Consider the following 11792-nt stretch of genomic DNA (forward strand, 5'->3'; position numbering starts at 1 on the left):
CGCCACGGCGTGCTCGGGACGGGGTCAGATCACGCGGAAGAGGTCGGCGGCGGCGTGCACGTCGGTGAGGTCCTCGATGGAGCGGAGGTTGTCGCACAGGGCCTCCAGGACCGAGTCGGCCTCGGTGGCCGGCGGTGCGCCGATGGCCACCCCGAAGACCCGGAAGCCCAGCACGTGCTTGGCGTCGTTCCGGCCGCGCATCCATTCCTCGGTGACGTCGCATTCGCCGTCGGTGATCAGCACGATGTCGCCGCGCGCGCGGGCGCTGTCGTTGAACTCCTCCGCCAGCAGTTCACTCGCCGCCGTGAGCGGCGTCTGGAAGCTGGTGCCCCCGCCGAGAAAGGTCTCCGCGAAGTCGAGGACCTGGGCGATGTCGGCGGGCCGGTCGGCCGGGAAGCGGAAGACGCGGATCTTGTCGGCGGCGGAGAACAGGATGCCGACGAAGTCGCGCCCCGCGGCGCGGGCCTGGTCCAGCAGCGCCAGGGCACACGCCTTGGCCCACGCCTCCCGGGTGACTGAGCCGGGCCCCGCCTCGTACATGGAGTGCGAGGTGTCGACGCACGCGATGACGGCTCCCTGGCCTGTGCTCTGCTCTCCCTGGCTGTCGTAGAGCATCAGCTCCCCCGCGGCGTAGCGCGCGGCGAACACCGCACGCAGTTCCGGCAGGCCGAGGTTGGCCAGCTCGGAGGGGATCACGCGCGAGAGGTCGTTGCCGAGTGTGACGCCGACCAGTTCCCCTACGGTGTTCTCGACCTTGCGGGCACGCTCGCCCCTGGCCATCTGCCGGAAGCGGCCGATCAGTTCGGCCCACTGTGCGAGACGGCTGGTGCGCAGCCGCTCGGCAAGCCGGGCACGCGGTTCGAACGGCAGCCGCTCCAGCTCGCCGGGGCCGACGCCCCAGGCCCGCATCATTTCGGCCTCCTCCCGCGTGGCCTCGGCGGCCTTCGCCGCCGCCTTCCGCGCGACGACGCGGATACCGGGGGTCACCGCGGCGAGCGCCTGCCCGGCGCCCTGGGCGGCCTGCCGCGCGGCGGCCTCGGCGGCCTCCGCGGTCCCGATCGCCCGGTGGACGGCGTCGGCGTCCGGGGCCGGCACGGTGCCGTCCTCGGCGGCTCCGTCGGCGGCCCGCTGGAGCATCTCGCCCACGGCGGTCGCCGCGTTCCGGGTGTCCCGCCGGCCCTTCTCCGCCTGCTGGGCCTGCTCCTGGGCGGCCCGGGAGCGCTCCAGTATCCGGCGCAGTTCGGCGGCCTGGGCGAGTACGGCCATGGCGGCGGCGTAGGGGTCGCCGACCGTCGCGCGGCGCAGCTCGGCGAACTCCAGTGACTCCACCAGCGCGGTGACGACCTGGTGGTTGACCAGCCGGGAGGGCGCCATCTCGGCGCGCTCGCGCACCCGCGGCCTGACCTTGTAGGCGGCCAGGAACACGTCGGTCAGGAGGTCGGTGACGTGGTCGCGGGTGGGGGCGAGGGCGTGACTGTGGGTGGGATCGGGAGCGTGGCCGTAGGTGTGGCCTTGGGGGTGGCCTTGGGGGTGATCGCCGCGCTCGTTCAGTTCCTCGGCCAGCTCGCGCAGCGCGGCGGACTGCCCGTAGGTGTCGCGCCACACGATCTGCTCGAACCGGTCCGCGACCACGGCCGCGGTGTGCCGCTCGGAGGCGGCGGACAGGGCCAGCCAGGTCCCGGCCCGGTTCGCCAGTTCGTGGAGCCTGCTCGGTGTCTCACCCATGGTCCTGGTCCCGTCCGCGTTCTGGTCCCGTCTCCGTTCCGGTCCCGTCTCCGTCCGGTCCCTCCGGTGCCTGCCCGGACGCCCCCGGCACCTTCAGTTCGTTCGGTGTTCAGAGCTGGGCCTGCACCATGCTCGCGTCCATGCCGAGTGCCTCGGTGAGAACGCGGGCGCGGACGGCGCGCTGCCGGCCGGTGACCCGGTCGATGGCGGCGGTGGAGCGGCCGGCGCCCGCCGCCTCCTCGCGCAGCGTCTCAAGCCGCTTCCCCGCCATGGCGAGCTTGTTGTGGGCCTTCTTGATGACCCACTCGCTCAGCGCCTCGCGGGACTGCCCTGCCATGGCGTCGAGTTGGGTCTCCAGCTCCTCGATGGCGTCGGCCAGGTCGAGGGCCTCCTTGGCGTCGGGGTTGACCAGTTGCAGCACCTCGCGCTCGACGGCCGGCCGCTCGGCGGGCGAGTCCCACAGCACGTGGGTCAGCACCGACAGGTCCGTCTCGGCGACCGCCGGACGGCCGTCGAGGTACGCGGACGCCTGGAGCAGGCCCACCGCCTGCCGCCAGCGTCGGTCGGAGGCGACGAGTTCCTTGCGGCGCAGGGCGGCCCGGAGCGTACACACCGCGTCCACGATCACGTCGGGGACGTCCACGGCCGGCACGGCCTCGGTCACGGCCTGCTGCAACGCGGCCAGTTCGACGGTGGTCCGTACCGGCGCCGCCTGCGGGCTGATGGCGGAGCGGACCAGCGCGGCGAAGTTCGAGGGGTCCGCCAGGTATCCGACCTCGATCCGTACGAGGAGACGGTCGTAGATCGCGGCGGTGTCCTCTCCCGCGGGCAGCTCGTTGCTCGCCGTGATGGCCCCGATCAGGGGGCAGTGGATCGGGTCGCCGCCGCTCTCGGGATGGTAGATCCGCTCGTTGAGGTAGCCCAGCGTCTCGTTCAGTGCGGCCGTGGAGCACTTGAATATCTCGTCGATGAACGCGATGTGTGCGGTCGTGGCTCGGCCGTCGTAGACCTGGCGGTACTCGCCCCGGGCCAGGGCGGCGACGTCGATGGGGCCGAACATCCTCGTCGGCGCGGTGAACTTCGACAGGAGGATCTCCCAGTAGGACGCCCCGTCGAACCTGCTCGTGAGCTCCCGGGCCAGCTCGGACTTGGCCGTCCCGGGCGGGCCGAGGACCAACGAGTGCTGTCCGGCCAGCAGCGCCACCACCAGCGTCCGTACCACGTCGGCCCGTTCGTAGAAGCGGTCCGACAGCTCGTCGATGACCGTCCGCAGCGTCTTGGCGGTGTCCTGCGCGTCCTGGTCGCCCACACTCAACTCCTTGGCGGTGAATCCCCGTCGGGCTGACGGGACAGCCCGTCCGCCGGAGCAAGATATCCCGGAGCGCTCCCGGCACGCCCGACGGCCCGGACAACCGGCCCGATCCGAGGATCGCCGTTCGCCCGAGCCGCCTTGAGTGTCGCCGCTTTCCTCAGCTGAACGGGTCGAGCGTGATGTACGCCGTCTGCGGGTTGCTGTCGTTGACCAGCGACTCGTGGTTGCCGACGTCGTCGAAGGCGAAGCCGTACGCCTTGCCGTCGGCCATCTGGGCGTGGATCTTCTTGGCGTACTGGTTGGTCACCGAGTCCTGGTAGAAGCCGGCGGAACTCGTGTCGGGCTGATTGGAGTTGGTGAGGAGCGTGGAGCGGTTGTAGCCCGCGCACAGGGTGCGGGAGATCGGGCCGCGCACCAGGTCGTTCGGCGCGTCCAGGTTCTTGTAGCAGCCGAAGACGCTGTCCGAGTCCGGCTTCTGGAACGAGGTGACGACGGCGCCGGAGCTGTTGGTGAAGTTCATGACGTTGCCGGAGACCCTGCCGAAGTACTTGGTGGCGGGCTGGTCCGCGAACGGCGTCACCGTCAGCGTGGAGCTGGCGTACTTGGTCCACACGCGGTTGATGTAGTCGTTCATGACGGTGCTCGGCAGGGCGCCGGCCTCGATGCCGTGCCCGGGTGCCAGGGCTCGCAGGACGGTGCCGTCGGACCGGGTCCTGATGAGGTTGGCCCAGCCGCCGGGCTGCTCCCGCAGCGAGTTGAAGAAGCCCGTGTAACCGCCGGCCTTCAGGTGCCCGGTGGTTTTGACGGTGCCTGCGGTGTTCTTGACGCCGACCGCGTACGGGGCCGAGAACATGTCGACCTGGGTGCTGTTGATCCACAGCCCGGAGTCGTTGAGGGTGTACTCGGTCCAGTTGAAGAGGATGTTCGCGTTCGGGTCGGTCGGGTTCTGCACCGCAGGCTGCACGAGCCCGCCGGTGGTCAGCTTGAAGACGAGCTTCTGGCCGTACGAGAAGTAGACCCGGCCGGAGAACTTCGGCATGCGGATCGTCTTGGTCTGGCCGTTGGCCGGTCCGGCGATCGACGCGTCGGGCGCGGGGGTCGGCGGATTGCCGCCGGCGGGCCAGGCGTGGAACGTGCCGTTCGCGTCGGCCCAGCCCTGCTGGCCGGTCGAGAGCAGGGTCCCGATGGTGTAGACGTAGATCTGGTCGCCGCGCCCGGAGTTGTTCTTGATGTCGAGCGGGATGGTCGTGGGGACCGCGGCCTCGGCGTGGGAGACGGGGCCCACTGTCGTGAGTCCCGTGCCGACGGCCGCTGCGGCCACCAGGGCCACCAGCACTTTCCGTGGAGTTAGCACGCTCGTCCTCCTGCCAGGTGGCTTTCGTGCCACCGGAGTTGAATTGCGACGGACGGTGGGGGGGTCGCGCTCTGCCAGGTGAGGGGGAAGGGTGAGGGAGGAAAGAGGAACCGGAAAGAGGAAGCGGACCCTTCTGGTCCAGTGAAAGCACTTGGTCCGGTGAGAGCGCTCTCAGCGTGCCCGCGTGAGCAGGTCACGTCAAGGTCTAGACCAACATCGGTCCCGTCCGGCGGGGGTATGGGCGCGCCACCGCCGGTACGGTCCGTCAGCCGCGGGCCATCGCGATGGAACCCGCGAGCCGCTCCCCCGCCTCGTAGATCATGTACGGCACGCCGCCCTGCGTACCGAACGACGGGGCGGCGGCGCGGCCGTTCTCCGGTGCGCCGCTCCGGGAGTTGTAGAAGACCCCGAGATGCGTGCGCTTGCCGAAGTCGTTGCCCACCTCGGTGATCATCAGGTCGCCGCCGCTCTCCTTGTCCTTGTTGTAGACGACGTACGTGCTGTTGTTGCGGTACAGCAGGTGGGGTCCGCCGACGTTGACGGCGGAGACGTCGGTGTGCCGGATCAGCGGCTGCTGGTCGAATGTCCAGGTGCGCCCGTCGGCCGACCAGCCCCAGTGGATGTCACGGTGGTTGGTGGTGTTGTTCAGCATGAAGACCATCACGAAGTGGGCGCCGCGGGACGGCAGTTCGTGCGGGAAGACACGGGCGTACGAGGTCTCGGTCGTGCCGCTGGGCAGCATGGACGTGTTCAGGACGACCTTGTCGTAGGTGAAGTTGATGCCGTCCTTGGAGCGGGCCAGCCGCGTCGTCGTGTTCTCCCCGTGGAAGTACATCCACATCTCCTTGGCGCTCTCGTGCCACATCACGTGCGGGGACGCGACGTGGCTGACGGAGTAGTGGGGAGCCCACTTGTTCGCGACGATCGGGTTGTTCGGGTACTCCGTGAAGGGGCCCTCCAGGGAGTCGCCGTAGGCCAGGCAGATGCCGCCGGGCGCGTCGTGCGGCCCGTAGTACAGGTAGAACTTGCCCAGGGGGTTGGAGAGGCGGCCGGCCGTGCCTCGGATGCACGGGAAGATGATCTCGCCCGTCGGGTTGTACTTCAGCTGGGACGGGGTGAGCAGGGTGCGGACGTACGTGTAGTCGGGGAATCCGCCGGGCGCCGCGGACGCGGCCGGGACGGCGGCCCCGCCCGGCGTCAGGGCGGACGCAGCCGACGCGCCGAGCCCGCCCACGGTCAGGGCGGCTCCGGTGGCGGCACCGGCACGCAGGAACAGACGACGGCCGGGACGCGGCTCATTCATGGTCGACTCCAGGGGGAGAAGCGGATGTTCACCGGTCAGAGGTGGGGCAGAGGCACGTAGTTCAGAGGCAGGCAGCACGAAGGCAGGCAGGTCAGGGCAGGCAGGTCGGAAGCAGGCAGATCAGAGACAGGCAGGTCAGAGGTAGGACGCCGCGGTGACGCACAGGCCGCCGAGGGCGACGGCCCACACGTACGGCAGGGTGCGCACCATGACCTGTTGCGGGGAGACACCTGCGTACTGGGCGGCCCACACGGTCTGGGTGCTGGTGGGGTCGGCGACACCGAAGACCTGGTTGTACGAGGTGGCCATGCCGAGGACGACCGCGGCGGGGTAGATCCCGGTGGAGATGAGGACACCGGCGATGCCCGCGCCAAGGCCGAACACGTTCAGCGGCCCGCGGTACAGGCACAGCGGCACGAGCAGCGTGAAGACGCCCACGAACAGCACGGCGTTCTGCGGGCTGGCCGCCTTCACCAGCGGTTCGAGCGCGTCTACGGCGCCGGGGAGCTTCACCGCGGCCAGCAGGATGCCGATGGCGATGAACAGGGCGATCGGCGGGGCGGCCACCTCGAACCCGCCGTACAGGGTGCGCAGCAGCCGCTTGTTCATCTCCCGGGGGCGGGTGGTGGTGACCAGCGCGTACAGGACGCCGGCCAGCATGGAGGGGATGATGGCGAGTTCGAAGCCCAGGGCGAGGATCAGTGGCACGGCCGGGGTGAGCAGCGCGTACCAGGGGGCGTCGCCCAGCCGCTGCCGACGGTTCGGCGAACGGGGCTTGTCCTGCACGGACTTGAGGGACCAGGTGTGTTCCACACCCCGGCGGCGCGACTCGACGAACACATAGAGGACGGCGGCCACCAGCGCGAACGGGAACAGCTTCACCATGAAGCCGCGGACGGTCGGTACGGGCAGTTCCAGCGCGGTGGAGAAGAACTGCCACAGCGGCAGTTCGAAGGGGATGCCGACGGCGATGCCCATGAGGATGGTCCCGGCGGCGGTCACCTTCGGGATGCCCACCGCGATCATGGCCGGGATGCCGATGAGGCCCGCGAGCATCGCGGCGGGAGCGGACCCGGTGACGGTGCCGACGAGCGCGGAGACCGCCAGCACGCCGAGGGCCACGACGACCGGGCGGTCACCGCCGAACTCGACGATCTTGCGGACGAGGGTGGCGGCGACGCCCGTCTCCTCCAGGAGCTTGCCGAGCCAGGACCCCAGCACGATGGCGATCATGGTGGCGGCCAGCGCGGGCGCGCCCTCCTGGAGCACGGTGTCGACGACACTGTTCTTGCCGGTCAGCGGTGCGCCGGCGACGAAGGCGATGACGACGGCGAGGATGACGAGCGCGAACGCCGTGGGCAATTTGCGGGTGAGCATGGCGGCGACACCCGCGGCCATGACGAGCAGGATGACGACACCCATGGCTCAGTTCTCTCTTCCGGGTGCGCCGACTACCGCGGCGAGCGCGGCGGTCAGCAGGAGGGGGCTGCGGCCGAGTCCGCAGACGGTACGGGCGTAGGCGTGGGCGGCGATCTCCTCGGCCCCGGCGACATGGGCCAGGACGCGGAAGCGGCCGAGCCGCAGCGCGCTGTGCCCGATCGCCTCCTTGAGCGCGGTCCTGGTCTCCTTGTGGTGGAAGTGCTCGTGCGCGCTCTCGTGCGCGAGGGCCGCGGCACGCACGGATCCCACGGGATACCAGGAGCGCCAGCCGAGTTCGTCGATCAGCGTCTCGGCGCGGTCGACGGTGTCGGTGCAGATCTCGACGGTGGCGGGACGCGAGGTGTAGCGGGCGAGCAGCAGCTCTTCGAGCCCGTCGTCGCGTTCCACGATCCGGGCGCGGCACGGCCCGGGTTCGAGGGCCGCGCCGAACGCGTCGGCGGCTTCCGCCCAACGGCGCAGCAGGGCGGGGTCGCGTCCCTCGTGGGTGGGGGTGGCGGCGAGCAGTCGTACGGCGAGGTCGAGGTCGTCCGTGTCCGGGTCGGCGGCGGCCCCGAGGGCTTTCACCGCCGCTGCCCGCGCTCCTGCTCCTGCTCCTGCTCCTGCTCCTGCTCCTGCTCCTGCCCGAGTTTCTGCCCGCGTCCCTTGCTGTGCTTCTGCCCGTGCTTGTGCCGTCGCGAGTGCGCGGGTGGTCATGTCCGCACCTCCACCACGGCCACCACGGGCTCGTCGGCGGCACGGTCCCGCATCTCACTGCGGGCCAGGGCCAGCAGCGGCTGCGGTTCGAGGACTCCGGAGAGGTCGGCGATGCGGGAGCCGAGGAGCAGCCGCAGTGCAGGGGCCCGGACGCCGCCGTCGCCGTACGACGTCGCCTCCCGTACGAGCGTGCTGAGGAGTTCGGGGGCGGCTCCCACGGTGGTGGCGGTCACCTGCGCGTCCCAGGCGTGCAGGCGTACGACGCCGTCGGCGTCCACGACGCGCACGGGATGCCGGGACGCCCGCAGCCGGCGGCGCACCTCGGTGCCGTACACCGTGTGGGCTGGTGTGCCGGCGAGGACGCGGACCCGGTCCGGGTCGGTCTTGAGGCTGGCGGCCGCCGCGGCGAGGCGCTCGGCGTCGTCGGCGCTGTGCGAGCGGTCCTGGGTACGCAGTTCGGTGGCGCCGGTGGCGATGGCGCGGACGGTGCTGGTCTGGGGGTCGACGGTCACCTCGACCTCGACTCCGTCGGCGGCGGCGCCCTGGGCGACGACGGCCCGCTCGGCCTCGGCGCGCACCGCGAGGATCTGTTCCTGTGTGGCGCCGGGGATGATCCGCTCGATCTGTTCGCGGACCAGCGCGAGCGCCACGCCGATGGGGCTGATGACCTCGGCGTGCCGGGCGATCCTGCCCTCCATGCCGGTGAGCACCGCGAGGTGCGGGGTGACGGTGGCCGCTCCTCCCCCGCCGCCGACGAGGACGGCGGTGTCGGCGTCGAGGCGGTAGTCGCGCACGATCTTGTCCACCACCGACTTCACCTGCTCGGCGCCCGCGTCGAGGATGCGGGCGGCGGCCGTGGGCACGTCCACGCCGAGGGCGGCGGCGAGCGGGGCGATCGCGGCCTTCGCCACCTGCTGGTCGCAGTGCGCGAAGTCCCCTTCGGGGACCCGGCCGAGCGCGTTGGCGGCGCACGTCATGGTGATGGCGTACCGGCCGCCCGCCGCGTCCAGGACGGCGTGGTCGGCCGGGTCGTCGGGCATCGGGCGCACCGTGGCCAGGGTCGCGTCGCGCAGTTCGGCCGGGTCGGCGAAGCAGGCGTAGGGCAGTCCCGCGATGTGGGCGCTGCGGGGTCCGACGCCGGTGACGCGGGCGGCCCGGTCTCCGTGGGCCAGGTCGACGCGGACCATCGAGCCGCCGCCGACGCCGACGGTGCGGACGTCGAGGGCGTTGAGGTACGAGCTCTTGCCGAGCATCGTGGCGTGCCGGACGGCGACCTTGCCGCGGCGTACGACGCTGATGTCGGTGGAGGTGCCGCCGGTTTCGAGGAAGACGCCCTCGCTGATCCGCTCCTGCATCAGGGCCCCGGCGACTCCGGCCGCCGGTCCTGACAGCACGGTCAGCAGCGGGCGTCGCCGCATCTCGTCGAGCGCCATGACACCGCCGTCGCAGCGCATGACCATGAGCGGCGCGGCGATGCCCGCCTTGGTGATGGACGCGTCGACGAGGTCGGCGGTGGCCAGCATGCGCGGCAGGATGGCGGCGTTGACGACTGCGGTACGGGTCCGCTTGTGCAGCCCGTACAGCGAGGTGATCTCGTGCGCGGCCGTCATCGGGAGTCCGGCCGAACGGGCGGCTTCCAGGACGGCCTGCTCGCCTTCGGGGCGGTCGACGGCGAACGGCTCGGTGGCGACGACGACTTCGGCCCCGGCCGCCGTGACCTCCTCGACCGCGGCGCGTACGGCGCTCGCGTCGTCCGGGTGGGCGACATGGGCGTAGGCGAGCGGCAGCCGTTTGCCGGGGGCGAGTTCGAGCCGGCCGAGGGCGGCGAGCCGGCGGGTGAGGACGGCGCCGGGTCCGGTGCCGATGCCGATCAGCCCGACGGTGGCGACGTCGCCCTCCAGCAGGGCGTTGGTCGCCTGCGTCGTACCGTGCGCGAGGAACGCGACGTCGGCGGGATCGCGGCCGACCTGCTGGAGCAGTCGGTCGAGTGCCTCGACGATGCCGTGGGCGACGCCGTCCTCGTGATGGTGGCTGGTGGGGACCTTGACCTGTCCCAGCAGGTTCAGTGTCGTGGCGTCCACGGCCACGGCGTCGGTGAAGGTTCCGCCGACGTCGATGCCGACGCGGACTCTGTGAGTGGTCATGTCTGGGCACCTCCTTGTGCTCTGTCAGTCATGCGCGACACCGGCCGGGCGGACGGGCTGAGCAGCCGGTCCGCCCGCCCCTCGATCTCAGTAGCCCCGTACGTCCGGCCAGTGGCGCTGCACCCCGGCACGGTCGAGGCCGCGTGCGAACTCCTCGAACCGCTTGTCCTCGGCCTGGACCTGGTGGGGTTCGACGTCCTCGGTCAGGCAGTGGGCGGCGAGCGCGCCGGCGACCTCGCCGATGTTCCATTCCACCGGGTGGAGCCGGTAGCAGCCGTTGGTGATGTGCGTCGTGCCGATGTTCTTGCCGGCGGGCAGCAGGTTGCGCACGCGCCGGGGCACCAGCGCGCCGAGCGGGATCTCGAACGGCACCGAGCCGATGTCGATGTAGTTGTCACCGCCTGTCGAGGGGTGCAGATCGATGCGGTAGTTGCCGACCCCGACGGAGTCCCGGTACCTGGTGCCGCCGTAGGGCCCGACCAGGTCGATCGCCACGTCGTGCTCGGTGACGGTCGTGACGGCCTTGATACGGCGCGACTCGCGGACGTACGGCGCCTTCGCGAGGCCGTCCGGTGTGCCGGTCACGTCCGGGCGCGGGCGCAGGCCGGGGAACCCGGTGCCGCCGTCCTGGCGCGGCGCTTCGGTCTGCAGCCAGTACAGGACCGACAAGGACAACTGCCGTGCGCCGGCGACCGCTTCGGCCCCGGTCCGCGCGCCCGCCCCGACCAGCGGCTTCAACCAGTAGTCGTTGAGGGGCCAGTTGACGAGGGTGATGTCGGAGTCGAAGGCGCCGGGGCGGTGCAGTTTCCGCGCCAGGATGCGGCGGAAGCCCCACAGTTCCTTGTCGCCGGCGTCGGCGCTCTGGTCGGCACTCACGGCGAGCGGGTCGAGCTCCGGGTTCGGCTCGAACGTACGCGGCACGGACTCCAGGGAACGGGGGTCCGGCGCCTCGAAGCCCAGCAGCGGTCCGGGCCAGAAGCCGGGCCGGTACTCCCGCCAGAAGTCGTAGTCCGCCGGCCGGTCGATGGTGTGGTCCTCGCCCTCGTGGTGGGAGAGCGCGAAACACACGGTGATGCCCTGCTGGTTGAGCGGCTGGGCCTCGTCCGGGGCGTGCGGTTCGTCGTACTCGGACCGGGCCTCGGCCCCGATGACGTGCTCGACGCCCGCGAGGTCGAGGAGTTCGCCGGTCTCGGTGGCGTCGATCACGTAGCGGGCGGGGACGGTGACCTGTTGCCCGTCGGGGCTGTGCTCCAGGGTCACGGAGCGTACGACATCGTTGTCGGCCTCGGCCGCGACGGGCCGGTGGTCGGTGAGGACGGTCAGCCGCCCGGCGGCCCGGTGGGGCGCGAGCATCGCCTCGATGACGGCCAGCGCCACGCGCGGCTCGTGGCAGAGCTTGCTCACGCGGCCGGCGCCCGGATTGAGGTCCGTGAGGGCCAGCGCCTCGGAGCGCAGCGGGTACCACTGCCGGTAGAACTGCCGGATGCCTTCGCGCAGTCGGCGGTACGAGGCGGTGGTGCCGAACTGCTCCACCCATGGATGCTCGTCGGGCGGCACGGCCTGCGAGGTGAGCTGTCCGCCGAGCCAGTCGGTCTCCTCGGTGAGGACGACGCTGCGTCCGGCGCGGCAGGCTGCCAGCGCGGCGGCCACGCCGCCGAGTCCGCCGCCCACGATGAGGATGTCGGCTTTCGGTATCACGCTCACGCTTCTCCTTGCTGGTGTTTCTCGGTGGTGCTGCTGGTAGCGAGTGGCTTGCTTGTGACGGGTGGGGCGGTGATTCACGTATGGCGGGTGGGGCTTGTAGCGGGTGGTTTGCCTGTG

At 71.2% G+C, this 11792-nt stretch carries 8 protein-coding genes; all 8 read right to left on the minus strand.

The window, feature by feature from the left end; genetic code table 11:
• Positions 1–24 precede the first annotated feature (24 nt).
• Entirely contained in the window at positions 25–1725 is a 1701-nt protein-coding gene (locus AOK01_RS26440) for a vWA domain-containing protein (RefSeq protein ID WP_055515935.1), read from the minus strand.
• Between the two features lie 109 nt (positions 1726–1834).
• On the minus strand, positions 1835–3034 hold the full coding sequence (locus tag AOK01_RS26445) for an AAA family ATPase (protein WP_055515937.1): 1200 nt from the start codon (positions 3032–3034) through the stop codon (positions 1835–1837).
• 160 nt (positions 3035–3194) lie between these two features.
• Complete coding sequence (locus AOK01_RS26450; RefSeq protein ID WP_425424763.1) at positions 3195–4391, minus strand: glycoside hydrolase family 64 protein; 1197 nt, start codon at positions 4389–4391, stop codon at positions 3195–3197.
• 265 nt (positions 4392–4656) lie between these two features.
• Positions 4657–5694 (minus strand): glycoside hydrolase family protein, encoded by a 1038-nt coding sequence (locus tag AOK01_RS26455; protein WP_055515942.1) that lies wholly within the window; start codon positions 5692–5694, stop codon positions 4657–4659.
• A 135-nt stretch (positions 5695–5829) separates the two neighbouring features.
• Positions 5830–7116, minus strand: a complete 1287-nt coding sequence (locus AOK01_RS26460; RefSeq protein WP_055515944.1) for a TRAP transporter large permease — start codon at positions 7114–7116, stop codon at positions 5830–5832.
• 3 nt (positions 7117–7119) lie between these two features.
• Entirely contained in the window at positions 7120–7698 is a 579-nt protein-coding gene (locus tag AOK01_RS26465; protein WP_055515945.1) for a hypothetical protein, read from the minus strand.
• Positions 7699–7823: 125 nt separating this feature from the next.
• The gene (locus tag AOK01_RS26470) at positions 7824–9971 is read right to left on the minus strand and encodes a hydantoinase/oxoprolinase family protein (protein ID WP_055515947.1); all 2148 of its coding nucleotides are present in this window, start codon (positions 9969–9971) and stop codon (positions 7824–7826) included.
• An 87-nt stretch (positions 9972–10058) separates the two neighbouring features.
• Positions 10059–11669: an FAD-dependent oxidoreductase gene (locus AOK01_RS26475; RefSeq protein WP_055515955.1), complete on the minus strand. Its 1611-nt coding sequence runs from the start codon at positions 11667–11669 to the stop codon at positions 10059–10061.
• Between the last annotated feature and the right edge of the window lie 123 nt (positions 11670–11792).

Source organism: Streptomyces aurantiacus (assembly GCF_001418335.1).
GTDB classification, from domain to species: Bacteria; Actinomycetota; Actinomycetes; order Streptomycetales; family Streptomycetaceae; genus Streptomyces; species Streptomyces aurantiacus.